General features: G+C 58.6%; 23 protein-coding genes and 1 pseudogene. 14 read left to right on the plus strand and 10 right to left on the minus strand.

The annotated features are described in order from the left end of the window. Positions 1 to 1719 (minus strand): type IV-A pilus assembly ATPase PilB, encoded by a 1719-nt coding sequence (gene pilB / locus Q3Y64_RS01820; protein ID WP_101942572.1) that lies wholly within the window; start codon positions 1717 to 1719, stop codon positions 1 to 3. 155 nt (positions 1720 to 1874) lie between these two features. Then, positions 1875 to 2681: an inner membrane protein YpjD gene (locus tag Q3Y64_RS01825; RefSeq protein WP_303559755.1), complete on the minus strand. Its 807-nt coding sequence runs from the start codon at positions 2679 to 2681 to the stop codon at positions 1875 to 1877. A gap of 70 nt (positions 2682 to 2751) precedes the next feature. Between Q3Y64_RS01825 and ffh the strand changes: the two genes are divergently transcribed. The 8 genes and pseudogenes from ffh to Q3Y64_RS01865 all read left to right on the plus strand — a co-directional run bounded on the left by ffh (position 2752) and on the right by Q3Y64_RS01865 (position 10717). Beyond that, complete coding sequence (gene ffh / locus Q3Y64_RS01830; protein WP_303559757.1) at positions 2752 to 4122, plus strand: signal recognition particle protein; 1371 nt, start codon at positions 2752 to 2754, stop codon at positions 4120 to 4122. 171 nt (positions 4123 to 4293) lie between these two features. Further along, positions 4294 to 4467: pseudogene (locus Q3Y64_RS01835) on the plus strand (IS5/IS1182 family transposase); the annotation flags it as partial. Positions 4468 to 4768: 301 nt separating this feature from the next. Further along, a complete protein-coding gene (locus Q3Y64_RS01840; RefSeq protein ID WP_101942787.1) occupies positions 4769 to 5275 on the plus strand; it encodes a GspH/FimT family pseudopilin in 507 nt (168 codons plus the stop codon). Continuing rightward, positions 5265 to 5780 (plus strand): type IV pilus modification protein PilV, encoded by a 516-nt coding sequence (pilV, locus tag Q3Y64_RS01845; RefSeq protein ID WP_303559761.1) that lies wholly within the window; start codon positions 5265 to 5267, stop codon positions 5778 to 5780. Before Q3Y64_RS01840 ends, pilV begins: the two co-directional genes overlap by 11 nt. 14 nt (positions 5781 to 5794) lie before the next feature. Further along, positions 5795 to 6880, plus strand: a complete 1086-nt coding sequence (locus Q3Y64_RS01850; RefSeq protein ID WP_303560368.1) for a PilW family protein — start codon at positions 5795 to 5797, stop codon at positions 6878 to 6880. 11 nt (positions 6881 to 6891) lie between these two features. Continuing rightward, on the plus strand, positions 6892 to 7416 hold the full coding sequence (locus tag Q3Y64_RS01855; protein ID WP_143707414.1) for a PilX N-terminal domain-containing pilus assembly protein: 525 nt from the start codon (positions 6892 to 6894) through the stop codon (positions 7414 to 7416). A gap of 14 nt (positions 7417 to 7430) precedes the next feature. Next, positions 7431 to 10277 (plus strand): hypothetical protein, encoded by a 2847-nt coding sequence (locus tag Q3Y64_RS01860; RefSeq protein ID WP_303559763.1) that lies wholly within the window; start codon positions 7431 to 7433, stop codon positions 10275 to 10277. Between the two features lie 14 nt (positions 10278 to 10291). Beyond that, positions 10292 to 10717, plus strand: coding sequence for a type IV pilin protein (locus tag Q3Y64_RS01865; RefSeq protein ID WP_173893990.1), 426 nt, complete (start codon positions 10292 to 10294; stop codon positions 10715 to 10717). Between the two features lie 105 nt (positions 10718 to 10822). Here the strand turns inward: Q3Y64_RS01865 and Q3Y64_RS01870 are convergent, their stop codons facing one another. The 4 genes from Q3Y64_RS01870 to Q3Y64_RS01885 all read right to left on the minus strand — a co-directional run bounded on the left by Q3Y64_RS01870 (position 10823) and on the right by Q3Y64_RS01885 (position 15334). After that, positions 10823 to 11770: a DUF2950 family protein gene (locus Q3Y64_RS01870; RefSeq protein ID WP_303559767.1), complete on the minus strand. Its 948-nt coding sequence runs from the start codon at positions 11768 to 11770 to the stop codon at positions 10823 to 10825. Between the two features lie 36 nt (positions 11771 to 11806). Further along, positions 11807 to 13039: a DUF3300 domain-containing protein gene (locus Q3Y64_RS01875; protein WP_303559769.1), complete on the minus strand. Its 1233-nt coding sequence runs from the start codon at positions 13037 to 13039 to the stop codon at positions 11807 to 11809. A 166-nt stretch (positions 13040 to 13205) separates the two neighbouring features. Next, positions 13206 to 13982: an SDR family NAD(P)-dependent oxidoreductase gene (locus Q3Y64_RS01880; protein WP_303559771.1), complete on the minus strand. Its 777-nt coding sequence runs from the start codon at positions 13980 to 13982 to the stop codon at positions 13206 to 13208. A gap of 107 nt (positions 13983 to 14089) precedes the next feature. Further along, positions 14090 to 15334, minus strand: a complete 1245-nt coding sequence (locus Q3Y64_RS01885) for a nitronate monooxygenase (protein WP_101942583.1) — start codon at positions 15332 to 15334, stop codon at positions 14090 to 14092. Positions 15335 to 15582: 248 nt separating this feature from the next. Between Q3Y64_RS01885 and purB the strand changes: the two genes are divergently transcribed. The 5 genes from purB to Q3Y64_RS01910 all read left to right on the plus strand — a co-directional run bounded on the left by purB (position 15583) and on the right by Q3Y64_RS01910 (position 19933). Next, positions 15583 to 16956, plus strand: a complete 1374-nt coding sequence (gene purB / locus Q3Y64_RS01890; RefSeq protein WP_303559773.1) for an adenylosuccinate lyase — start codon at positions 15583 to 15585, stop codon at positions 16954 to 16956. Between the two features lie 9 nt (positions 16957 to 16965). Next, entirely contained in the window at positions 16966 to 17796 is an 831-nt protein-coding gene (gene murI / locus Q3Y64_RS01895) for a glutamate racemase (RefSeq protein ID WP_303559775.1), read from the plus strand. Then, complete coding sequence (locus Q3Y64_RS01900) at positions 17796 to 18182, plus strand: MAPEG family protein (RefSeq protein ID WP_101942586.1); 387 nt, start codon at positions 17796 to 17798, stop codon at positions 18180 to 18182. Before murI ends, Q3Y64_RS01900 begins: the two co-directional genes overlap by 1 nt. A gap of 45 nt (positions 18183 to 18227) precedes the next feature. Beyond that, positions 18228 to 19091: an HDOD domain-containing protein gene (locus Q3Y64_RS01905; RefSeq protein ID WP_101942587.1), complete on the plus strand. Its 864-nt coding sequence runs from the start codon at positions 18228 to 18230 to the stop codon at positions 19089 to 19091. 95 nt (positions 19092 to 19186) lie between these two features. Further along, positions 19187 to 19933, plus strand: coding sequence for a PP2C family serine/threonine-protein phosphatase (locus Q3Y64_RS01910; protein ID WP_101942588.1), 747 nt, complete (start codon positions 19187 to 19189; stop codon positions 19931 to 19933). Positions 19934 to 19994: 61 nt separating this feature from the next. Here Q3Y64_RS01910 and Q3Y64_RS01915 read toward each other — a convergent pair whose 3' ends face one another. Beyond that, entirely contained in the window at positions 19995 to 20771 is a 777-nt protein-coding gene (locus Q3Y64_RS01915) for a class I SAM-dependent methyltransferase (protein ID WP_303559780.1), read from the minus strand. A 115-nt stretch (positions 20772 to 20886) separates the two neighbouring features. Here Q3Y64_RS01915 and Q3Y64_RS01920 point away from each other — a divergent pair, with 115 nt between their 5' ends. Then, a complete protein-coding gene (locus tag Q3Y64_RS01920; protein ID WP_303559782.1) occupies positions 20887 to 22110 on the plus strand; it encodes a citrate synthase family protein in 1224 nt (407 codons plus the stop codon). A gap of 76 nt (positions 22111 to 22186) precedes the next feature. On the opposite strand, the gene gcvP is transcribed toward Q3Y64_RS01920, so the two are convergent. From gcvP to gcvH, 3 genes are all read right to left on the minus strand, one after another. Further along, positions 22187 to 25072 (minus strand): aminomethyl-transferring glycine dehydrogenase, encoded by a 2886-nt coding sequence (gene gcvP / locus Q3Y64_RS01925; protein WP_303559784.1) that lies wholly within the window; start codon positions 25070 to 25072, stop codon positions 22187 to 22189. A gap of 27 nt (positions 25073 to 25099) precedes the next feature. After that, a complete protein-coding gene (locus tag Q3Y64_RS01930; RefSeq protein ID WP_101942592.1) occupies positions 25100 to 25282 on the minus strand; it encodes a hypothetical protein in 183 nt (60 codons plus the stop codon). Positions 25283 to 25349: 67 nt separating this feature from the next. Beyond that, positions 25350 to 25733 (minus strand): glycine cleavage system protein GcvH, encoded by a 384-nt coding sequence (gene gcvH / locus Q3Y64_RS01935; RefSeq protein ID WP_101942593.1) that lies wholly within the window; start codon positions 25731 to 25733, stop codon positions 25350 to 25352. Between the last annotated feature and the right edge of the window lie 40 nt (positions 25734 to 25773).

Genomic DNA, 25773 nt, shown 5'->3' on the forward strand with positions numbered 1-25773 from the left:
TTACTCGTTGGTTGTGGCGAGCACTTCAGTGAGTGAGGTGAGGCCTTGCTTGACCTTGCGCAAGCCTGATTGGCGCAGATCGCTTACGCCCTCAACCTGTGCCTGGGCGGCTACATCCATAGAATTGCCGCCGGTCATGATGATGTGCTGGATTTCTTCAGTGATGGGCATAACCTGATAGATGCCGACGCGACCCTTGTAGCCAGAGCCTTTGCAGCGATCACAGCCAACAGGACCGTAAGGCTGCCAGCTGCCATCCAGATCGGCTTCGCCAAAGCCAGCCTGGACAAGCGCTTCGATGGGAATGTCGATCGGTTTCTTGCAGGAGCAGAGGCGGCGCGCGAGGCGCTGGGCTGTGATTAGAATGACTGAAGAAGCGATATTGAAGGGGGCAACCCCCATGTTACGAAGTCGTTCCAGCGTGGTGGGGGCATCGTTGGTGTGCAGGGTGGATAGCACCATGTGCCCGGTTTGCGCTGCCTTGATCGAAATTTCTGCAGTCTCAAGGTCTCGAATTTCACCGACCATGATGATGTCCGGATCCTGGCGCAGAAATGCTTTCAGGGATACCGCAAAGGTCAAGCCAGCCTTGTCGTTCATCGAAACCTGATTGATGCCCGGCAGGTTGATTTCAGCAGGATCTTCAGCGGTCGAAATATTGACGCCCGCTTTATTTAGAATGTTGAGGCAGGTGTAAAGCGACACTGTTTTGCCCGAACCCGTCGGGCCTGTTACTAAAACCATACCGTAGGGCCGTTCGATAGCGTCCATCAGGGCCGCTTTTTGATCGGGTTCATAGCCCAATGCATCGATCCCCAGCATGGCGCTGGATGGATCAAGAATACGCATCACGATCTTCTCGCCATGCATGGTAGGTAGCGTAGAAACGCGAAAGTCGATGGCCTTACTCTTCGACAGTACCAGCTTCATGCGACCATCTTGTGGTACGCGTTTTTCCGAGATATCGAGGCGCGAAATGACCTTAATCCGCGCAGCGATTTTTTCTTTCAGAGCCAATGGTGGCTGGGAAATCTCACGCAGGATGCCGTCCGTGCGGAAACGGATCCGGTAGTACTTCTCGTAGGGCTCAAAGTGGATGTCGGACGCTCCTTCATTGATAGCGTCCACAAGCATTTTCTGGATGAAACGTACGACGGGGGCGTCATCAACCTCTGCCGCACCGGCCTCGGCAGCTTGAGCATCCTCCTGATTGGAATCATTCAGCGCATCGAGATCGAAATCATCGGTGGTTGAAAGGTTCGTAAGGGCTGATGAGACTGACTCGGTCAGTTTGCCTAGCAGGACTGCGAGCTTGTCGACTTCGACAACTACTGGGTCGACGGCTAGCCCTGTCTGAAAACGGATCTCGTCCAGCGCGCGCAAATTGCTGGGGTCGGCTAGTGCCACCGATATGCGGTTGCCGCGCTTGGCCAAGCCTATGACCTGATGCTTGGACATCAGCTTGGTGTCGATTGCATCCTTGGCTACATAGCTTTCGTCGTAAGCCGAAAGATCCATCCACGGACAACCAAAGCTGTTTGCACAAAAGGCTGCGATGTCACTGGCCTTCATCAGGCCGCGCTGCACAACCTCGGCAACAAAGCCGCCCGGATTGCTGCTTGGTGCCGAACACGCTGACGCATCCGCCTCTTTGAGGCGTTCCTGCTGGACAAGCGCACGCGCCAAGCCATTTAAAGCGGATTGTGGGGTGGATGCCATCGTTATTTGATGTGCCTGTCTATCAACGAGTTAGCGGGCTTACTTGATGTTGCACGGTAATTCCTGCGATTGTAAACCCATCCGGCTAGAGGCGTTGCGCCGGTGGTCGGCCTCGAATGGCTCGCACAACCGACTGTCTGGAGGCTCTTAAGCACTCAGGTGCTGCGTTCAAGCAGTATTTCAAGAACGAAACGAGTGCCGGCATAGGCTAGCAGCAGGCATGCAAAGCCTGCTAACAACCAGCGGATGGCCAGCTTGCCACGCCACCCCTTTAGAAAGCGCCCCAGGATCAGAATAGCAAACAGTACCCATGACGCGATGCCAAACACCGCCTTGTGTGAAAAAACGAAGGGCTTGCCAAAGATTTGCTCAGAGAAAAGCAGTCCTGAGCCCACTGTTAGTGTCAGGAATACGAAGGCAGCGTGAATGATGCGGAAAAGAATCCGTTCAAGGCTTAGTAGCGGTGGTAATTCTTCGCTTTCCAAGGTGGCTGCGTGATGGATGTTGCGTTCGGTCGCCGCCAGTACGACGGCATGAAAGACGGCTAGTGTGAATAGACTGTAGGCGAGCATTGCAACGACTATGTGGGTGCGGAAAGCCCAGTTTTCAGCATCGATCGACTGCGGGTGGCCTCCACCCAGCGCGGGCAGAAAAGCGCAGATGGCCGCAATGGGGGCCGCATAGCCCAGCAGTTGGTTGAGCGGAGTGATCAGGCTCTCCAGTGAATAGATCAGCATCGCCAGCCAGAGGCTGAGTGAGAGTGCTATGAAAAGACCGAACTGGAACCCGCCTGTTCCAAACATGGCTTCTGACAGCACGAAGGCGTGGCTCAAGAGCGCCATGGCTTGTAGGCCGCGATTTGCAACCCACATGCTCGGCAACTGAAGCATGTTTGAGCGGCAGAGGGCCGTAATCCCCAGATAAAACGAGGCTGGAAGCAGATGCAGTAGAATGTTTGCCATTCAGCCAGTTTAACGCCCATCGGCTTGCCTGCGGAACCTCCTGGCGGCCCTTTTCTGACGGTTTTCATCAATGCTAGATAACCTTACAAATCGCCTCGCTCAGGTAGTGAAGACTCTGCGCGGTCAGGCTCGCCTGACTGAAGACAATATTGCCGACATGTTGCGTGAAGTTCGCATGGCTTTGCTTGAGGCTGATGTGGCCTTGCCTGTCGTCAAAGATTTGATGGCCCGGATCAAAGAGAAGGCGCTTGGTCAGGAGGTTGTGGGTTCCCTTACGCCAGGGCAGGCGCTGGTCGGTGTGGTGCAGCAAGAGCTCGCTTTGATCATGGGAGGGAGCCAGGCAAGTCTTAATTTCGCAACTCAGCCGCCTGCAATCATCTTGATGGCGGGCCTGCAGGGGGCAGGCAAGACCACGACGGTTGGCAAGCTAGCTAAGTATCTGAAAGAGAAGCAGCGCAAGAAGGTTCTGACGGTCTCCTGTGACGTTTATCGCCCCGCGGCTATTGCTCAGTTGCAGACGGTTAGCGCGCAGGCGGGGGCCGAGTTCTTTCCGTCGTCAGTTGATCAGAAGCCAGTCGATATCGCGCTTGCCGCGATCGATTACGCCAAGCGGCATTATCTGGATGTTCTGCTGGTCGATACCGCTGGGCGTATCACCATAGACGAGCAGATGATGGACGAGATTCGTCAATTGCACGCAGCAATTAAGCCGATCGAAACGCTCTTCGTTGTCGATGCCATGCTGGGGCAGGATGCTGTCAATACCGCGCGTGCCTTCAACGAGGCTTTGCCTCTGACTGGCGTCGTGCTGACTAAGCTTGATGGTGACGCCCGTGGTGGGGCTGCGCTATCGGTGCGGCACGTTACCGGGGCGCCGATCAAATTTACCGGCGTGGGAGAGAAGCTCAACGGGTTGGATGAGTTTCACCCGGATCGGATGGCTAGTCGCATCCTTGGGATGGGAGACATTCTTTCTCTGGTCGAAGAAGCACGTGCTGCCGTTGATGAAAAGGCTGCGCTTGATCTTGCGGAAAAACTGCGCAAGGGCAAAGGCTTCGATCTGAATGACTTCAAGGAGCAGATGGGGCAGATGCGCAAAATGGGAGGCTTATCCGGGTTGATGGACAAAATGCCGGCCCAGTTTGCTCAGGCCGCTGCCCAGATGCAGCCCGGTGCGCCGGAAAAGGCTATGGCTCGCGTCGAGGGTATCATCAACTCGATGACGCCGGCTGAGCGATCTAATCCTGATCTCATCAAGGCCGCACGCAAGCGTCGGATCGCTGCCGGAGCGGGGGTTCAAGTGCAGGAGGTCAATCGCTTGCTCAATCAGTTCGAGCAGATGCAGAAAATGATGAAGCAGTTTTCCAAGGGCGGGATGGGGAAGTTGATGCGCGGACTTGGGGGGCTTAAAGGTATGAAGGGCATGATGCGGGGTGGATGAGTCTGTTGATGGGCTTTGTTGCACAAAGCGCCTGCCCGACAGCGTGTGGCCGATAGACTTGCGGGATGAGCAAGTCTTTGACGCCGAAGTACTGCATGACCAACTGGTCTTCCTAGAACGATTCCTTGTGCCAACGTGGCGCGTTGCTGTTATGGATCGACAAGGACATTGAGTGGGTACCACTGGCGCAGCTTGGTCGAAGCCAAGATGCGCAGCTTCAAGTTGCTCGGCGAGCGTGTGGTGGCCCGCGACTTTGATCGGCAGGTCGCGGAGCTACAAATTCGCGCTGCGCTGCTCAATCGTTTCACCCAGCTCGGAACGCCTCAAACCGTGCGCGTGGCATGAGTCCGTCTGGGGGCAGGGGAATTACGGCCTTGCTTCGATTTGTGCAACAAAGCCGTTCGGAGCGCAATCTATCCTGTTGGTCTTGGGTTGAGCATTGAACAAAACGTACTGAGCGATGGACGCTGACCGACTTCTTTGCTTTTTTTGGTTACCGGTGCCATTTCCGTGGTTTAAGGGTTTTGCTTAATCCCTGAGTGGGGGTTTTCACTAGCCGACCGTCCGAATGTCAGAAAAATGCTTAAGGGATTTCCCTGTCATGGTATTTTTTGGGCTGGCAGCTTGTTAAGCAAGGAGTCGCACGATGTCGCGAAAACGCTCAGAGTCACTGATGCAGCAGGGTTTTACATTGATCGAATTGATGGTCACCGTTGCCGTGTTGGCTGTCCTGCTTGCTATCGCTGTACCTAGCTTTACCGCCCAAATACAGTCTGGCCGGGCGCAGATGGCGGCCGATGGTCTTAAGAGGGCTGTCGCGAATGCTCGAGCGATCGCATCCCAGACCGGTAAGCGAACGACACTAACCCTCAAGGGGGGCGTAACTGGGTGTGACCCTGCCGCTTGGGCTATCACGCAAAAAGCCGCAACCGCTAGCAATCCTGATGCAGTTACGGTGGTTGGGTGTCTTACCCAAGTCGACTTTTCCAAGCGCTATGAAGGTACTTCTTTGGCTGGATCTGACTCTCAGTCAGTGGTTTTCTTGCCGACAGGTATTGCGACTAACACAAGCGCGCTGACTTACACATTTACGGCAGGAAGCTCCAGCAAGTCCCTGACGATCAACGCTGGTGGTGCTGTTAATGTGCTCTGATTCTGGAAAGTCCTTACAGCTTGGCGCCACCTTGATTGAGGTGTTGATAGCCGTTCTTGTATTGTCAATTGGCCTTCTTGGTGCTTTGAAGCTTCAGACCGAAGGGGTGCGTCTGAATGCTGATTCGAAATACACAGTTCTTGCTGCTGCGTTTGCGCATGATGCATTGGATGCACTGACTTTGGATCGCTTCAACGATCGTGCCAGTTGGACTGCGATCGATACCATTACCACACCTTTGAGCTGCAATACGGGTACATCAAGTGCGGCGAGTTCAACAGCAACTGGAGCTACAGGGCGGGCGAGCGAATGGGCTCAAAAGGTCGCTTGTGATCTACCTGATGGCAAGGCCAAAGTCAGTTGTACGAGTTCGGGAGAACCCAAAACTTGCAACGTAGAGTTGCGCTGGACTCCTTCTGGCCGCGATACGGTCTCCGCTACGTATTCCGTATATGCCGGAGCAGCTTCCTCTGCGGCAGCCAGCTCTGCTGCTTCTAGTTCATGATGCCGGTACCAGCGATGATAGCTATTCAGCCAAAGCACAACACTCTAAATAGGCGACAGCGTGGTTTGACGCTGGTCGAGTTAATGATTGCTTTAGTTCTTGGGCTGATCGTAGTAGGCGGCTCGTTGGCTGTTTTTCTAAGTCAGCGCGTCAGTAGTACTCTTTCTGCACAAATGGCTGATGTGCAATCCGAGGGGCGCATTGCACTGGATGCAATGGCTCGCGATCTGCGTGCTGCTGGGGATTTTGGTTGCTGGCCAGTAACCAACCCAATTGATGAACGACTGAATAACAAGACTGCGCTGGATGCCGATCAAGGCGGCATTTTGGGGTTTGACAAGCTGGCGGATGTGCCCGCCGATGCCTCTGGCCATTACGGATTGGCCAAGGTTAAGGATTCAATGCCCAACGACCTGACCGATCTTGCAAAGAACTCCAGCGTTGTTGCATTTGTGGGTATTTCTGGCTCCCTTTCGGTGCTCAGTACTGCAATGGGCTCGCAAGCTGCAGATCTTGTTATCAAAAAACCACTTGAGCTATTCAAATCCAATGATCTGGCGGTTGTTACGGATTGCATTAATTGGGCGAAATTTGAAGTAACTTCGGTCACGGTGCCAGATGCCAGTGGTACGACGCAGACGCTCAAGCATGAGGCGGGAGAGACATCCAGTTTCGGCAAGGGAAATCTTGACGGAAATATTGGCGAGTTATTTGGTGTTGGGGCTTCCGTTGGTCGCTTGGACTCTGTTTGGTGGTTCATGGGGAAGGTCAACGGGCAGTCAGGGCTTTTTCGCCTGAGTGCGCGTGACAACGTTCCCGTGCTGGTTTCGAGTCGGGTGGCTGCGATCAGTGTGAACTATGACCTCAGCAATAGTGCAAATGGTAGCGTTACCGACGCAGGTAAGACGGCCGCTCAGGTTGAGGCAAGTGCCAATAAATGGACCAGCGTGCGCTCAGCCACAATCAGCATGCTGATGCGTTCCGAGAAGGTCGGGAATGCAGGTCAGCAGACAGCGACATCATTCAATGGACAGAGCGTTTCAAGCGATAGTCATGTCTATCTGCCTTTGCAGATGACGATCGCCCTGCGCAATCAATAAGGAGAGTGAGCATGCGTCATTCCAGCTCATTTGATCGACAAAGAGGGGCTGCGTTGCTGGTCTCGTTGATCATGCTGATACTGGTTTCTTTGTTGGCAGCTGCCGGCTTCATGCTCTCTACAGGCGAGGCGCGCGGGGCTGCGGGCTGGAGTGACCGACAGCGGTCGATGTTTACGGCCGAAGGGGCTTTGAAAGAAGCTGAGGTTGCCGTAGCAAGCCTGGTGGCAAGTTCACAGGATATCGAGACGGCGCTCAGCGGGCGTTCAGGCTATTTTCTGCGCAAGAACGGCAATGTGCCAGATTTCGATCCCTGGCCGGTTTCCAGTTCGATTTCCGCCACTCAGCCAAATTCTGGTGCGGATAATGCTTATTACATCGTCGTGTATGAAGGCAAGGCTGTCGGTAGTAATGACGGCATGCTCAGTGGCGGACGCGTGAATCAGACGGCGGCCAAGCCGCGCTTCACGCTTTACGCCAAAGCGGGTGGTATCAAAGAGGGTACTTATGTGGTGCTCTCAACTTCCAAAGAATTCTGAAACTGGGGTTAATCATGGAACACAAAGCGATCAAGCGTATCGGAGCTGCTTCCTTGGTGGCACTGCATCTGTTCAGTTTCCCTGCCTGGGCGCAGGTTTGCTCGAATGCAGAGGGTTTAGGAGCTGTTTTTTCTGTTTTAAAGGATGGAAAAATTGAGTTTGCCGGCGGCTCTGGAGATCGCTGCGCCATTACTTTTTATGGTGCCAGTTCAGTCAATACAAAAACGCTTAATACGGCCGGCTCAGGATCGAATGGAATTCCGTGCAAAGCCTATATGGCTTCGAGTGAGGTTGACACAAATTCGGCGTCCAAATCGATCACAAAATCAGATAGTGAGAAAGCAGGTCCGGATCTGGCTACCTTTCTTTTCAGTACGTCATCGAAGCGCCTAGAAATCGATAAAGATAATGGTGGGGTGAAAATCAACGACGTCATTGTTAGTTTTGATGCTAGCGGTTTGGGGTCTATAGGAGGGGTTGCGGCGGGTGTAAGGAAAGTTGGGAATCAATTCTTGTTCTCAGGGACTGAGTTCGATTCGCTTTATGTGCGTGCCTTGAATAATGGTGACGGAGTGGTTTTTGAGCAGCCACTTAGAATCAATAACATCTACTTTGGTAACAATTGCAACGGGGATTCTGGTATTACGTTTGCTCAAGATGGAGCGAGTGTTGCTGAGCAAAGTTATATCAGACAGCTTGATTGGAAAGATGGCTGTCGTTTGAATGTGACAGGCCCTGGTCGAACGACTCTGAATGTTTTGGGGAAGAGCGCTGCCGGCACTGTCGTTGGATTGGATTTGCAACAAGCTAATCCGTGTATCAATTGGATTGGAACTTGTAGTCAGGCCACGAAAACATGGGCGCAGATGGATGCTCAGCATCCCGAGCGATTGCAAATCAATCTTTATAACGGGAACCTTGAGGTCAAAGATCGCTTTAGTATTTCGGCCGGTATTTACGTGCCGAACGGCGATTTAAAGATGACTGGGGCTACGGGTTCCTCAATTGTAGGGGAGGTGCTCGCTAAAAACGTGATTGGTTCTCAGAACAATGATTCGCAGTTTTTCTCGAAATCTACCTCTCAGGCGGCTCCTCGTGTGGGCGCCTATTCTTTGACCCCTCCGGTTACAGAGCTGATCACGAACAAAGATTCTCTGGTCTATCGCGCCCTGCAGAAAGATCAGCCGGGTACCTCCGGTCATCTGCAGGCTTTCAAGCTCAAGGACGACAGTTCGCAGAACACTACGCCGGAGTGGGATGCGACGGATGTGTCGGCGAGCAAGATGAGCGCAGATAATCGTCTGGCCAAGCTGCGCACGGAAACCACGAACTGGGCGAGTGCGAGCACGGATTTTGAAGCCTTGAGCAATACAGCTTCGGGCGCCACACTGGCTCAGGCCTGCGCGGTAAATCCCACTCAGACGGCGTGCCGGATTACGGGTGACAAGCGTCTGGCGACTTCCATGGTGGGGGTGCCTTGGCGCGTAGCACCACTGTTGCTCGGCGATTCGGTGTTGTTCGCTACTGACGACGGAATCCTGTATTCGGTCGACAAGACCAATGGCAACCTGAATTGGGGCTGGATCCCGCGTGATGTACTGGCCGAGAGCCAGGCTGCGTTGAGTTCCACGCCCATGAAGCTGATGGAAGCACATCCCTGGGGGCAGATTGCGTCAGTGCAACTCTTGGAGGATGACGTGTCATCTACAGCAGGCGCAAAGGTCACGCGTACTTACGTGACTGGAACGGCTTTGGGTGGCAAGCTGCATTTCTCGATCCGAGTTAGTAACGACGGTAAGTCGCTCGACAAGGTCGTGTGGCTGGATTCACGCACGAGCGAGTATTCACCGGGCTCTGCAGGCAACACCAATGATGGCGAGGCAGGTTGGAGCAGTGGCGTGTATGGTCGTCCGTATGGTGGTGCTGCACCAGTAGGGGCGGTGATGGGCGGCAACAAGGTTGCCTATGTGGTGGGCGGCAAGCTGGTGACACGTGAGGTGAATACCGATGTTGCTGCTGTGGAACGCAATTTCACTACCGGTGGTGAGATGGCGTCTGCCTCCTCCTCGGCGGCAAGCTCCGCTTCTTCCAGTGCAACCAGTTCGGCAGCCTCGTCCGTGACGAATTCTGCCGCCAGTGTTACACCCAGCAGCAACCTGTTGTATGTGGATGACAACGCGATCTACTTCGGTGCGGAAGACGGTAAGGTTTATAAGACCAAGAGTACAGGGGTGATCGAAACAGGTGAGTACAGCGTCGACAAGCTGCGGACTTATCGCACTGGCGGCTCGGCTAGTGCGGTGTGGTACGTGAATGGCAGCAAGATCGCCTCGGCCAGTGGTAATGGTCTGATCCTGCTGGCGCAGACCAAAACTCACGTGACGGCCTTGAAGTACTTCTCGGACAAATGGACTTTTGCCTGGCAGACCGGCATCAATGCTTCGACGAAGCTGGGTGAATCCGACCCAGCGACTAATCCGAGCATCAGCGTTCTGGCGAGTGACAATGCTTATCTCTCTGCTCCGGCCGACATCATCAATGGTGTGGTGGTGTTGTATTACACGAAGAAGCCAAGTGAGTGTGACATCAAGGGCTATACCTTCGGTCCGCTGAAGCTGCTTGATGGAACGGATGCGCGCGGGAATTCTCAATTCCGGATGACGGACATGACCAGCCTCGATAACTATGTGGGTCTTGGTGATGCTACTGGCGGAGCGTTTACGCGCTTTAAGGGCAAGCGTGCGATTCTGGCGGGTACCGGGGGGGATCCGGGAAATTCGGGCGATACGGCGGCAATTACTCCAGCTGAAAACGCATTCCGTGAGCGCCTGAATTGGCGTGAACTGACTAATTTCTTCTGATGAGAGCAGGCGTCATGAGGAAAAAAAATGGTTTTACTTTGATCGAATTGATGATCACTGTTGCGGTGATTGGTATTCTTGCCGCGATAGCCTATCCGAGCTTCATTGACTATGTGCGAAAAACAAAATTTGCCCATGCCAAGGATGGTGTGATGCAGATTGGTGCTCAACTGGAACGTCTAGTCGCGCAGGCGAGTTCCTATCCTTCAGCACAGCCAGCGCTTGGTAACGAGTATGCGGATGTGACCTTCAGCTACGGTCGCTCTGACACTAACCGCGATTACTCTCTTGGCGGTGCCATGACGTCCTGGAAGGTGTGGGTGGGTATCAACTCTAAGGGAACGCGTTGCGGCTGTTCGGGTGGATCATGCGAGGCACCGTCTTCATCGTCGTTTGGTGCAACAACGACCTCCTGCCCGTCCGGAACCAGTGCGTTTTGAGGGAGTTCGAGGGCGTCAGCCTGCTTCGCTGATGTAATGGGTTGATATCAAGAAAAGAGCCGTCGGGTCAAAGCCGGACGGCTCTTTTCTTGATTTTGCGCCAGCCTATTTCCCCGTGACGGGTTTCCAGTCTGGAGCCGGTTCGAAGAGTCGCAAGGCGGCAGCCTTGGCCGCGGTTTCGCTACCGAGGTCGCGTTCATAGACCATGCCGTCCTGATTGATCATGAAGCTCTTTATGCCACTGATGCCATAGCGCTCCGGCCATGCCAGTACGGCAAAACCGCCGATCTGGTATTTGCCGGTCTGGTATTGGCGGGCTCCGCCTTGGGCTGATTTTCCCTGGCCTGGCAGCATGCGGTAGCGATAGCCAAAGTAGGCGCCCGGCTCTCCGCTATGGCCGGTAGCGCTCAGTTCTGAGGCGCGCGCAACCAGTGGCCCGAGGGGGCTGGCGGGCTTGCCGGGGGCATCGGGCCAGTAGAGGCCGTCCTGTTTGCCGGGGCTGCTTTCGATGCGTCCGGCGTATTCGCCGGCACGACCCGGCTCGCGTGCGGCCATCAAGAAATATTCGTCCTGCGCCAGAGCGATCTGTTTGAGCACTTCAATGGTGGTGAGTTCATTCAGGCCAATGCGGCGGCTGATGAGTTCGTCTTTGCCAGCCTTGGTGTCGAACTGCCAGCCCGTTGCGGTTTTTCGCAGCGGAACAGGGAAGGGGTAGTGGGCCTTGCCGACGATCAGGATCTGCAGGCCGCTCCGGCTACGCTCTAGTTTGTGGTACGTGTCGTAGGCTTTATTGAAGCGCTCCCAGGTGTTTATGTCTTCATCAATGTTGTCACTCAGGACGAATTCATGGCTTCCTGGGCCAAGTACTTCCAGAATCTGGCCCGCATCCTTGGCTTTCAGGGCGGAGGAGAGTGCTGCCGCTGCGGCCTCCGGTGAGGGGTAGCTACGGGATGACTGGGCCGTGGTGGCGAGCGGTAGGGCCAGGCTGAGTGCGAGGATCAGTTTTGCGGGACTGAATGGTGCTGTATGCCACAGCGATGCGAAGCATTTCATGAGGTCACCTATTAGGCTGGCTGCACATGAGGAGGGTCAGCGGCGTCCGCCACCACGGCGCCCAGCCCCGCTTCCTCCGCTGAGGGAGCGGCTGTTGCTGCCGCGGGCGCTGAAGTCTCGTGCCTGGCTGCCGTGCTCGACTCCGGAGAAGGCGCCGCTGCGCTCTGCAGTGCCTGCGCTCGGGCTGCGCTCTCCGCGATCGCCGCGATCCATGCCCTGACTGCGATCCTGTACGCCAGCGCCATGGCCGGTTCCACCGGCGCTGCGGTCATTGGTCGAAGGGGCGCGGCCAAAATCCTGACCGAGTTCCTGACGTCCTGATTCTGCGCGTCCGCGGAATTCTTCACGGGCGCGGGTGTCGCGCGTCTGGGCGCTCTTGTCGCCGTATTTCTGGCGCGATCCTTCGCTGGCATAGGGCACGCCGCGGCGGTTCTCCACGTTGTGTTGCCAGTTGCCGTTGTTGATCTTGTTGTAATGATTGACCTGGTTGTAGCGATTAATGTTGATATTGACCGAGCCGCCGCCGTGTCCCCAGTTACAGCCGCCCCATAGCCAGCTTCCGACGATGACGCCGGCAGTGAAGGTGAAGAATGCGGCGCCGGGGACGTAACCGGGCGGGTACCAGTAGTAGGGGGGAGGTGCGGAATACCACCAGGGGCCATAAACCGTTGTCGGGTTGTAGGTCGGCACATAGACCACTTGTGGGTCAGCCGGCTCCACTTTGATGACAGTCTGGCTGCCTTCGGTTGCCGTTGTGACGATCTGTTCTTTGGTGGTTTCCAGCGAGCCAGCCTGCTTGGCCTTTGTGCGCAAGCTTTGTACCGTGTCCATTACTTGCGCTTGCTGACCAAGGAAGGCGTCGCCCAGCTTCTGGGTCCAGTCGAGCTTGTCATTCATCATTTCAAGTACGTTAGGGAAGGCGCTCAGCGATTTCACGCTAGGGTCCCATCGCTGCTGCTCCATGGCAGTCTCCAACTTTTTGCCTTCGACTTTAGGGTTGGCTTGTTTCCAGCGTGCCGCTTCAACCACGTCAAGCGGGTAGGTGGACGCCATTAGAATCTGGGCGAGCAGAGCGTCCGGATGCAGGGCGATGGGGGCCAGCAGTTCATCCAGTTCCTGCTGAGAGTAGGTCTTGCCGGAGGATGCCTGGTTGCTGCTCGCTGCGCTTGGTGTGTCTTGCCCAAGCGCTGAGGTAACAGGCAGGCTGCCTGTGAGCACCAGGCTGGCTGAGACCAGCATGGAAACGAAGCGATGCAGGCGAGAGGGCATTGGGCATTCCTCTATGCAGATAGTTCTGGAACTGTATCAGTTCTGTTTGCCCTGAAATTGCGCCCAGAGGGGTGTGTGGCACCCAGCCATCTGCTTGCGGTGTAGCAGGCTTGTTTACCGCAGGAGGGGCGTTTGCGTTCTGCGGGGTTGTCGGGTTGGCCAAGGCTCAGGGCATGAATTGCCCGCCATTCACGTCGAGGATCTGCCCGGTGATGTAGCCCGAACAGGCATGAGAGGCGAAGAACAGGAAGGCCGGGGCAATGTCTTCCGGCTGACCGAAGCGCCCCATCGGGATGCCGGCGCTGATGCGCTGGCGCACCTCTTCGCTCTTGTCGGCGTGGAAAGCCGTATCGAATACGCCCGGCGAAATGATGTTGAAGCGGATGCCGTCTGCTGTGTGGTAATCGACCCAGTTCTTGTGGATGTTGTGCAGCCAGGCCTTGGCCGCGCCGTAGAGCGAGGCGCCGGGGCCGCCGCCGGTGTGGCCTGCGATCGAGCCGACGCTGATGACTGCCGTCGTCTCGCCTCGCGCTGCTGCTGAGGCTTTCAGGTGAGGCAGGGCGGCCTGGGTGCAAACGAGTGCCGAGCGCATGTTGAGATCCCCGACGGCCTTGTAGAAATCGTCATCGATGTCCGGGAGAGACTTGCGTCCCACCAGACCACCGGCATTGTTGATCAGCACATCGATGCCGCCGAAGCGGCTGATGAAGTCGTTCACGAGCTTCTTGCAGGCGCTGCTGTCGGAAAGGTCTGCGCAGAAGAACTCAGCTTCACCGCCTTGGCCGCGCATTTCTTCGAGCAGTGAATCCAGCCCTGCAGGTGTGTGGCGGGCGTTGATGCCTACTTTTGCGCCACAGCGGGCGAAGGCCCGGGCAGCACCGAGGCCGATACCCATGCTGGAGCCGGTGATGAGGACGCGCTTGCCTGCAAGATCCTGGAACATGTCGTGTACCTGCTACGAAAAGAGAGGTCGCAAGGATAGCCTGTGAGCGCGCGATAAAAAAGCCGCCGGGCTTGTGCCGGGCGGCTTATGTGCAATGCGCTGGCCGCTCAGGCGGGCAAGGCGATTTGGTTGTTGGTGCTGAACTGGTAGTCCTTGAACACATGCTCGGCAGTGAGTTGGCGATAGCTGCCGTCCTCATTCTTTGTCGTGGTGTCCTTGAGGCGATAGGTGTAGTGGCCGCAGGTCCAGCAGTCGAAGTTGCGCATGTGGGTGCATAGGCAGGTCTTCTCTTTGACTGACAGCTTCTTCATGCCCGGATTGGCCTCGACGGTCTTGTTGTAGGCCTCGATATAGGCGCAGCCTCCCTTGGCGTCGAGCAGGTAGCCGTAGGCTTCGCAGTTCGGACGAATGCCTGCGCCGATGGCGGGGCTGCTCTTTAGCATGCGCATCGGGTAGCCCGTCGGCGATTGCTCATTGACCTCGATGTCTTCTTCGCTGGCCTTGAAGTATTCCTGCTGAACCTTGGCCGGCAAGCCGCATTCCTGAGTCACGGTGAAGCGGGTGGCAACCTGCACCCCGGCCGCGCCCATTTCCATGTAGCGCACGGCATCCGAGCCGGTGAAGATGCCACCGGCCGGGATGACCGGGATGTCCAGTTTTTCGTTCTTCAGCCAGGCCATGACTTCCTCCACGATGCTGGAAAGTTCGTACTTGGCCCAGTCCATCCCGAAGCCGAGGTGACCGCCGGCTAGCGGGCCTTCGACGACCACGTAGTCCGGCAGTCGGTTGGTACGCATGTTTTTGCGGATGAAGAGCTGCAGCGCGCGGGCCGAGGACACGATGATGCCAAGCTTGGCGTCGCGGAAGCGCGGATGATCTTCGATCAGCGAGAAGCTGTTCAGATGCAGGCCCGCGGCGAGCGTGATGCCATCGATACCGGCATCCAGCGCCGAACGCAGACGCACAGCCAGCGTTTCCTTTGGCGCGTTCATGGTCAGTTTTTCCATGCAGTTGATGAAGACCATGCCGGCGCCACGCACCGCTTCCATGGTCTTGCCCACATGTAGCTTGGTGGCTTCAGCCAGCTCACCAAGGCGGAACTGGACGACAGACTTGTCCATGTTCGCGACGTTGAATTTGTAGCGCTGAAGCTTTTCCTTAACGAAGGTGGTGTTGAATTTGCTGTCGGACACGACTTTGATCATGGCGTCCGAGATATGGCCAATGCCGCCCAGACGAGCCGCCTCTAGCGCCAAGGCGGAGGTCGAAATATCCACGCCCATACCACCGATCATGATCGGCACCAGTTCGCGATTGCCGAAAGTGAGGCGAAAGTCGTCAAGTTTCTTCATTGCTGTTTCCTGGTGGAACCGCAGTACTGCGGGCGCGCTTGCAGGAGCGCTTTTCTCTGTAGGGTCTTGCTGTCGACAGGAAAAGCCCGCCGGGGTTCAAAACCGCGCGATTGTACCGGGTCTACGCTCCGGCTGTCCTGAATCTTGTGCGCTCGGGCTGCTTGTGCGGCGCGGGGAAATGCAGGGATCCGGTTCCGCGCAGCTATAATCCGCGCCTCACGCCCCATTCTTATGAAATCGGATTTGCCATGTCTTCCCAGCTTAATACTCTGCTTGCCCTGTCTCCGCTCGATGGCCGCTATGCCGCCAAGCTCGATCCGCTACGTCCGCATTTTTCGGAGTACGGCCTGATCCGCAACCGGGTTCGCGTCGAGATCGAATGGCTCAAGGCTTTGGCTGCGGACGCCCGCGTGCCGGAAGTGCCGGCCTTCTCTGCCGCCACGCTGGCTGAGTTGGATGCCGTGGCCGCCGGCTTCTCGGAAGCCGATGGCGACGCGATCAAGACGATTGAGGCGCGCACCAATCACGACGTGAAGGCCATGGAGTACTGGCTGCGCGAGCGCTTTGCGAACAACGCCGAGGTCAGCAAGGCTGCTGAGTTCATCCACTTCGCCTGTACCTCGGAAGACATCAACAACACCTCGCACGCGCTGATGCTGCAAGAAGCGCGCGATGCGGCCTTCCTGCCGCAATTCGACAAGGTGGTCGCGCGCTTCGTTGAGCTGGCCCATCTGCTTGCTGATCTGCCGATGCTTTCGCGCACCCACGGTCAGCCGGCCAGCCCGACCACGCTGGGCAAGGAAATGGCCAACATCGCCTATCGCCTGCGTCGCGCTCGCAAGGCCATCGCAGCGGTGGAGATGACCGCCAAGTTCAACGGCGCGGTCGGTAACTACAACGCCCACCTGTCCGCCTATCCGGAAATCGATTGGGCCGCGCACAACCAGGCCTTCATCGAATCGCTGGGTCTGGTGTTCAACCCCTACACGATCCAGATCGAGCCGCATGACTCGATGGCTGAGCTGTTCGATGCCATCGCCCGTGCCAACACCATGCTGATCGATGCTTGTCGCGATATCTGGATGTACATCTCACTGGGCTTCTTCAAGCAGAAGCTGAAGGACGGCGAAGTCGGTTCCTCGACCATGCCGCACAAGGTCAACCCGATCGATTTCGAGAACGCCGAGGGCAATTTCGGTGTATCGAACGCCGTGCTGAAGCATTTTTCCGAAAAGCTGCCAATCTCGCGCATGCAGCGCGACCTGACCGACTCCACCGTACTGCGCAACATGGGCGTGGCGATTGGTCACAGCCTGCTCGGTCTGGATTCCTGTCTGCGTGGCCTGAACAAGCTGGAAGCCAACCCGGCTGCGCTCTCTGCCGACATCGACAACGCCTGGGAAGTGCTGGCCGAGCCGATCCAGACCGTGATGCGTCGCTATGGCTTCGATAACCCGTACGACCAGCTCAAGAAGATGACCCGCGGCGCCGGCATCAGCAAGGAAGCCCTGCAGGAATTCGTCGCCACGCTGGACATCCCGGCTGCTGATAAGGCCCGCCTGCTGGCTATGACGCCGGCCAGCTACATCGGTGATGCAGCGAAACTGGCAAAGAGTATCTAAGCGGGTGCGATGAGCGATCCTCGTCCCATCGGTGTATTTGATTCCGGCCTGGGCGGTTTGTCCGTCCTGCGCGAAATCCGTGCGCTGCTGCCGAACGAGGATCTGCTCTATTGCGCTGATTCCGGCTACGCACCGTATGGTGAAAAGCCGCAACACCTGATTGGCGCACGCTCCCTGGAGTTGTGCGGCTTTCTTTTGGAGCAGGGCGCCAAGGCGCTGGTGATTGCCTGCAACACCGCTACCGCCGCGGCCGCGCAGGCGATCCGCGAGCGCTGGCCGGATGTGCCGGTGATCGGCATGGAGCCGGCCGTGAAGCCTGCTACCGCTGCGACCAAAAATGGCGTGGTCGGCGTGCTTGCGACCACCGGAACGCTGGAGAGTGCGCGTTTTGCGGCGCTGCTTGATCAGTTCGGGAAGGACGTGCGTGTATTGACGCGTTCTGGTACGGGCCTGGTCGAAGCGGTGGAGCGTGGTGAACAGAGCTCTCCCGCTTTGCTCCGGCTGCTGGCATCGCATCTGGAACCTTTACTGGCAGGGGGGGCAGACGTGATCGTGCTGGGTTGTACTCATTATGTGTTCCTGCGTGAGCAAGTTGAAGCCCAGGTGGGGGGGGATGTACGGGTGATCGACACCGGCGCGGCGGTGGCCCGTCAGCTACAGCGCAAACTCGCTGCAGAGAGTTTGCTGGTTGATAGGCAAATTGCAGGGCACGCGCGTTTCTGGTGCAGTGGTGTGGCCGGGCAAGTTTCGCCAGTGCTTGAACAGCTCTGGCCGGGCGCCGGCGAGGCTCAGTCTCTGCCCGAGTCGGCGTGTCTTTCAGAAAAGAGTGAGGAAGCGTGATGAATGTGGCCTATCTGTGCATCCTGATTGCGGCCTTGCTGCCTATCCTGCTGGCCGGCGCAGCCAAGGCGGGCGGCCGGAAGCTTGGCGTGTCCTACGATAATGCTGCGCCACGTGCTTCGCTTTCGCAGCTGTCTGGGTGGCCGCAGCGCGCCAACTGGGCGCAGCAGAACAGTTGGGAAGCTTTTCCTGTGTTTGCTGCCGCAGTTCTGATGGCCTTGCAGGCGGGGCTGGATGTACGCATGGTGGGTCTATGGGCCAGCGCTTTTGTGTTTGCCCGCTGTGCCTATTCGGTGTGCTATCTGCTGGATCTGGCTGCGGCGCGCTCACTGTGCTGGATGGCCGGCCTATTCATCTGCATGCGTTTGATGATGGCCGCGATCTGAAGGCAGCCGCCTTCAGCTTCGCTTCTCGCTGCCGTTAATCCCGGGATGAGCCCGGAAAACCTCCAGACGCTGGCCGAAGTCGATGAAGAAGTGGCGAGGCTGGTCTCGTCCGGCATCCGCATTCCACCCCAGCCGAAAATCGTGCAAGAAGTGCTTGCAATGCTGCAGGCCAACCAGCTTGATTTGCGCGAAATGGCCGAGACGATCTCAGCCGATGCCGGCCTGACCGCCATGCTCTACAAGATCACTCGCTCGGCGGCATTTGCGCGGCGGCGGGCACCTCAATCGGTCGAGCAGATTCTGGCGCTGGTGGGGATCCGCCAGGCAGCCCAGTTAGTGCAGTGTTACGGCCTGACTACCGCATTGCCGGGCAATGTTAACGTCATGAATCAGTTCTGGGTGCGCTCTGGTGAGATCGCCCAGCTTGCCTCCGTAATTGCCCATGAACGGGTCGCGGTGTGCAATATTTTCCCGGAGCAGGCCTATATGGCCGGCATCTTTCATGATTGTGGCGTGCCGGTCTTGATGCAGCGCTTTCCTGGCTATTGCAATGCTACGGGTGTGGACGGCCGGGCGCAGAAATGGGCCGATGTGCGCGAAGAGGACCGCCACTTCCAAGTTGATCACTGCTCGATCGGTTATCTCCTGGCTCGCCACTGGCGCCTGCCTGATTTTGTTGCCCAGGCTATTCGCAATCATCACGATTTGCAGCGTTTGAATGCCAGTGCCTCACGCTCAATGGCCGCCGTGTTGCAATTGGCTATTCAGCTTTATCTGGCAGAGCAAGGATTGAGCAATCCCGAGTGGGTGGAATGCCACAGTCTGGTGCTTGAAGATCTAGGCCTGCATTCCGATGATCTGCAGTTGTTTTGTGATGAAGTTCTGGACCTCTATCACGGTCTGGAGTGAATTATTTCCTGCGCAATGCCAAGCAGGCGGCGCATTGTTGCAGGGCTTTCATTAGAATCAGGCACGCTACAAAATCTAACAGACTGACTGAACGCATGCCTTTTGCCATAGATACCTGCGCCGCCATGCATATTGGCGACCGAACCGACCAGCAGGACCGCGTGGCAATCCTGCCGCACCCAACGCGTTCGGATTGCCTGCTGGCTGTGCTGGCGGATGGCATGGGGGGGCATACAGGGGGCGCGATCGCTGCTCAGCAGGTGATCCTCAAGGCCAAGCAGAACTTCTCCAGCTATCAGCCAGGCAGTGAAAGCACTGCCGAATTCCTGCGCAGCGTGATTGAAGAAGCGCATGTGGTGATCAAGCTCACGCGTTTCACCAGTGAGGCGGATCCGCACAGTACGGCGGTGGTGATGGTGTTGCGCCCTGGTCATGCAGACTGGGCGCACTGTGGTGATTCGCGTCTGTATCACTTCCGGCGTGGCAAGCTGGTGGTGCATACGCCTGATCACTCGCTGGTGGGTGAGTTGATTCGGACCAATCGCATCACGGAAGAGATGGCGCTGCATCATCCGCAGCGCAACCTGCTGCTTTCTTGCCTGGGCGCGGAGAAAGAGCCGCGCATTGACTATGGCGGCGCACCTGTTCTGGAACCTGGCGACTGCTTTGTGCTGTGTTCCGATGGCTTGTGGGGGCTGATCGGTGATGACGAACTGGGCAAGACGCTCAACGAGCTGGACGCCCGTTCGGCAGCACGTGTGCTGATCAATGCCGCACGCAGTCGCGGTGAGGGCGTGGGGGACAACATCTCGCTGGCCATCGTGAAGATCGTGCCGATCTGATTGTTTCGGGCTGGCGAGAACTTTGTACCTCAATCACCTGTAGCGGACATTCGCTCCGAAGTCAGCTCGACAGGGGCATCCTGCCGATCAGGGCAAATACCCGATGCGGGATGCGCAGCGGCTCTGCCGGAGAGCGTGTCGTCAGCATGGCTGCGTGCACGGTATCGAAGCGATGCACTGCCTCGGGTGACAGGCTGGCTGCCACGCCCGCGCTGGCCCGGATGCGCCCGCGCCAGCCTGCATGCGAGTAGAGGACGTCCTCGTCGTAGGTAAAGGATTGCAGGGCGTGAAAGCCGGCGCCCGTGAGGTCGGCTAATTCCTTGTAATGAACGCCGTGGCCGCTGTGGCCGCGCCAGTCCGGGTTGTGTTCAAGGATCAGCTTTTCAGTGGCCTCAACCACCGTGCCGGGCCAGGGCAGCCAGTCGAAATGCGTGCACAGCATTAGGCCGCCGGGACGCAGTAGGTGCGCGCACATCGCGGCAGCACGCGGGCGGTCGAACCAGTGCCAGCATTGCCCGGCGCTGATGAGGTCGAAGCTGGCGGCGGGCAGGGTGCTGTCTTCGATGCGCGCAAGTACGTAATCCGTACTGACACCAGCCTCCGCATCCAGCTCGCGTGCCTGGGCGATGAGTTCGGCCGATGGATCGAGACCTGTCACCAAGCAGCCACGCCGGGCAAAACCGCGCCCGAGGCTGCCGGTGCCGGTTCCGATATCCAGCACGCGCTGCCCGTTGATGCCGACGCCGTAGACGGTGAGGCGGGTGAAGAGCGAATCGGGAAAGCCTGCCCGGTGGCGGCGATAGTCCTGGGCGGTCAGCCCGAAATTCACGCTGTTCATGTCTTGCTCCTGCGAGATGAGGGAGCAGGCATTTCAAGGCGCGCGGGAAAGCTGCGTCAATCTTGACTGGCTCAATCAAGCTGTTCGGCATGCGGGCTGCATGCCATGATGCGGCATGACCCAGCTCATCGATTCCACGACTGCCGCTGCCTTGCTTGGCGTGTCGCGCCAGACGCTCTACAGCTACGTCAGCCGGGGGCTGTTGCGGGCTCAGGTAGCCTCCGACGGGCGCGGCAAGCGTTATCGCCGCGACGAAGTCGAGCGCCTGCTGCGCCATGCCGTGCAGACCCGCAAGCCGCGCGCGGCGGCCGGTGCAACGCTGGATTTTGGGTTGCCGGTGCTGGCCTCCGCGCTCACCCTGATTGCCGAGGGGCAGCTTTGGTATCGCGGCCAGAATGCCATCCAGCTTGCAGCGACGGCTTCGCTAGAAGAGGTGGCCGCGCTGCTGTGGCAATGCGAGGCCAGCGTCTTCGTTGGGCCGATGGCAGTGCCCGCCGCCGCAAATCCCGTGGTCCCGGCATCGCTGGCGCCATTGGAACGTGCGCTGGCGGTTTTCCCGGCTCTCGCCCTGCAAGTGTCAAGCTTGCCTGTGAATGCCGATTCTGCGGCGCAATACGCGCGTTGCGTGTTCCTGCTGTGGGCGATGGCCGCAGCCTTGCTTGGCTGCGCCTTGTCGGCCGGGCCGATCCACCAGCAGTGCGCGCAGGTTTGGGGGCTGGACGCCGACGGCGCACAGCTTGTCCGCCAGGCTCTGGTGCTCTGCGCCGACCACGAACTGAATGCGTCGAGCTTTACGGCACGCTGTGTGGCTTCGACCGGTGCGCAAATGCATGCTGCCTTGCTTGGTGGGCTGGCTGCCTTGTCCGGTCCTCGCCACGGCATGGCCAGCGAGCGCGTGGAGGGCTGGCTGGATACATTGAGTTCAGCGACGACTATTGCCGAGTTGCGGCAAGCGCTGGCAGAGCAAAAATCCGTACCGGGTTTTGGTCATCGTCTGTATCCGTTCGGCGATCCGCGTGCGCGTTGCATCCTCGCGGCACTGCCTGTAGAACCAATGCTGATGCGGCTCTGCGAGCAGGTCGAAAAGCAGTTCGGCGAGTACCCCAATCTCGATTTTGCGCTGGTCGTCTTGCGGCGCAGCCTGGGTTTGCCGCGCCATAGCGCCAGCATCCTGTTCGCGCTGGGGCGCACGGTGGGCTGGCTGGCGCACGCGCTGGAACAGCGGGCGCAGCACAAGCTGATTCGGCCGCGCGCGCATTATGTTGGCGAGCCGATTCCCGTCGCTTCTGAGGGGCGTCCCGCAGGGCGTATCGTGCGGATGGGGCGCGACGCCGATTGAGCGTGCTACGGCGTCGGCCCCGACAATAAAACGGCCACGCAGTGCGTGGCCGTTTTGTCTAACAGCTATGAGTGGCTCAGCTTGCGTAAGCGTCCATCGGCACGCAGGCGCAGAACAGGTTGCGGTCGCCATACACATCGTCGATGCGATTCACGCTCGGCCAGAACTTGTTCTCCCGCACATACGGCAGCGGGAAGACTGCTTCGTCGCGCGAGTAGGGGTGCGTCCACTCATTGCTGATTACATCCAGCTGGGTGTGCGGTGCGTTCTTCAGCGGATTGTCGTCTGCCGGCAGCTCGCCCGCCTCGATGCGGCGTATTTCATTGCGGATGGCGCGCATCGCGGCGATGAAGCGCTCCAGCTCGCCGAGGTCTTCCGATTCGGTCGGCTCCACCATGATCGTGCCGGCCACCGGGAAGCTCATGGTCGGGGCGTGGAAGCCGTAGTCCATCAGGCGCTTGGCGATGTCCACTTCCGTGATGCCGGTCGCCGCCTTGATCGGGCGGATATCCAGAATGCATTCGTGGGCGACGCGGCCCTGGCTGCCCATGTAGAGCACCGGGTAGTCGTTCTTGAGCTGATTGGCCACGTAGTTGGCATTCAGGATCGCGACTTCGGTGGCCTGCTTGAGGCCGCTGCCGCCCATCATGCGGATGTACATCCACGAGATCGGCAGGATGCTGGCCGAGCCGAAGGGCGCGGCCGACACGGCGCCCTGACCGGCGTGCGCGCGGCCCTCATTGCCGGTAGCAGCAACGGCGTGGTCCGCCATGAAGGGTGCGAGATGCGCGGCCAGACCGATCGGGCCCATGCCGGGTCCGCCGCCGCCGTGCGGGATGCAGAAGGTCTTGTGCAGGTTGAGGTGGCAGACATCCGCGCCGATGTAGCCGGGCGAGGTGAGGCCGACCTGGGCGTTCATGTTGGCGCCGTCCATGTAGACCTGACCGCCGGCCGCATGCACCAATGCGCAGATTTCGCGCACCGCTTCTTCGAACACGCCGTGAGTCGAGGGATAGGTGATCATCAGGGCGGCGAGCTTGTCGCCATGTGCAGCGAGCTTGGCCTTCAGGTCGGCCACATCGACGTTGCCGTTGTCATCACAGGCGACCACGACGACTTCCAGTCCGCACATCTGCGCGGTGGCCGGGTTGGTGCCGTGGGCGGATTTCGGAATCAGGCAGATGTTGCGCTGCGCGTCACCGCGTGCGGCGTGGTAGCGGCGGATCGCCACCAGACCGGCGTATTCGCCCTGCGCGCCGGAGTTGGGCTGCATGCAGATCGCCGGGAAACCGGTGACGGCGCGCAGATAGTCAGCCAGACCCTCGATCATTTCGAGATAGCCCGTGGCCTGATCCTGCGGCACGAAGGGGTGCATGGCACCGAACTCGGGCCAGGTCACCGGAATCATTTCGCTGGTGGCGTTGAGCTTCATGGTGCAGGAGCCCAGCGAGATCATCGAGTGGTCGAGCGCCAGATCCTTGTTCTGCAGCTTTTTCAGATAGCGCAGCATCTCGCTTTCGGTGTGATGCGTGTTGAACACCGGATGGGTGAGGATCGCGTCGCTGCGCAAGAGTTCGGCAGGCAGACGGGCGCCGGCCACGGCCTGATCCAGTGCCTCGATATCGGCCTGTACACCGAAGGTGCCGAACAGCGCAGCCAGATCGGCGCGGGTGTGGGTTTCATCGAAGCTCACGCCGAGTACCGTGGCGGAAACGCGGCGCAGGTTGTAACCCGCGTCCAGCGCGGCTTGCAGGATGGTGGCGGTCGATTCGCCGGTGTCGATGTCGAAGCTGTCGAAGAAGTTGTCGGCGCGCAGCGTGAAGCCCGTTTCCGACAGGCCCGCGGCGAAAATCTTGGCCAGGCGGTGGATGCGCCGGGCGATGGTGCGCAGGCCTTCGGGGCCGTGATACACCGCGTACATGCCGGCCATGTTGGCGAGCAGCACCTGCGAGGTACAGATGTTGGAGTTGGCCTTCTCGCGGCGGATGTGCTGTTCGCGGGTCTGCAGCGCCATGCGCAGTGCGGTCTTGCCGCGGGCGTCTTTCGACACGCCGATGATGCGCCCGGCCATGCTGCGGGCATTCGATTCATGGGTGGCGAAGAAGGCGGCGTGCGGGCCACCAAAGCCCATCGGCACGCCGAAGCGCTGGCCGGAGCCGAAGGCGATGTCGGCGCCCATCTCGCCCGGGCTTTTCAACAGCACCAGCGCCATCAGGTCGGTGGCCACGGCCACGGCCGCACCGCGCGCCTTGGCGGCGGCAATCAGCGCGCTGTAGTCGGCGATCTCGCCGCTCACGTTCGGGTACTGCAGCAAGGCGCCGAAGGCATCCTGATCGGCCGCCTGTGCAGCCGGCGCGATCACGAGTTCATAACCGAAATATCCGGCGCGGGTATTCACCACATCGATGGTCTGCGGGAAGCAGGCCGCGTCGACGAAGAAGACATTCGATTTCGATTTCGACATGCGCCGCGCCATGGTCATGGCTTCGGCGGCGGCAGTGGCTTCGTCGAGAAGCGAAGCGTTGGCCAGCTCCATGCCGGTGAGATCGCACACCATCTGTTGCCAGTTCAGCAGCGCTTCCAGACGCCCCTGGGCAATCTCGGCCTGGTAAGGCGTGTAGGCGGTGTACCAGCCCGGGTTCTCCATCACGTTGCGCAGGATCACGGTCGGGGTATGGGTGCCGTAATAGCCCATGCCGATCAGTGACTTTTTCAACACGTTTTTACCCGCAATGGTTTTCAGATCAGCCAGGGCCTCCTGCTCCGGCGCCGGGCCAGCGATCGGCAGGGGCTCCGCGAGGCGGATCCCGGCGGGTACGGTCTGAGCGATCACCTCATCCAGCGAGGCAGCACCAAGGGCGGCCAGCATCTCGGCCTGCTCGGCGGGGTTGGGGCCTAGGTGGCGGCTGATGAAGGCATCGCGGGCTTCGAGGGCGGAGAGGGAGGATGTGGGGTGGGACATGAGCTTCTTTCCGGTGGGGCGGGGAGGTCAGTTCTTTTTGTTACTGGCGCTGCGCTTGAAGCGCAGCAGCACGAAGCCGATCCAGACGGCTATCAGCAGCGCGGTAAGCCACTTCCCGCGCGTGAGCACGAGCATGGCGAGGCACATGCCTGCCGCCACGATGGCGTACATGAGTACTTCCTTGATCGGATCGCGGGGCGGCTTTTGCATGTATGCAAGTCAGACCGTTCAGGGTGAGGGGACTCGCCAGGAACGGCCTGCTGGTTGGGGGGAAAGATCAGGCGGCGTCGACGATTTTGGCGTAGCCGGCGGCATCGAGCAGAGCATCGATGTCGTCCAGATTGGCCGGTTTGATCTTGAACAGCCAGGCGCCGTAGGGATCGGTGTTGATCGACTCGGGGGCGTCGACAGCGGCGGTGTTGGCCTCGATGATTTCCCCGGCGACCGGCGCGTAGATGTCGGAGGCGGCCTTGACGGACTCGACCACGGCGACTTCCTCGCCGGCCTTCACCACGCGGCCGGCTTCCGGCAGTTCGAGAAACACGATGTCGCCGAGCGCGCCCTGAGCGTGATCGGTGATGCCGATGGTCAGGGTATTGTCCGGTTCCTTGCGGATCCATTCATGGGATTCGGCGTAGCGCAGGTTGGCGGGGATGCTCATGTCTTGCTCCTTGATGAAATTGAAATGAGGGGTGTTCGAA

Source organism: Uliginosibacterium sp. 31-12 (genome assembly GCF_030548425.1).
In the GTDB taxonomy this organism is placed as follows: Bacteria; Pseudomonadota; Gammaproteobacteria; order Burkholderiales; family Rhodocyclaceae; genus Uliginosibacterium; species Uliginosibacterium aquaticum.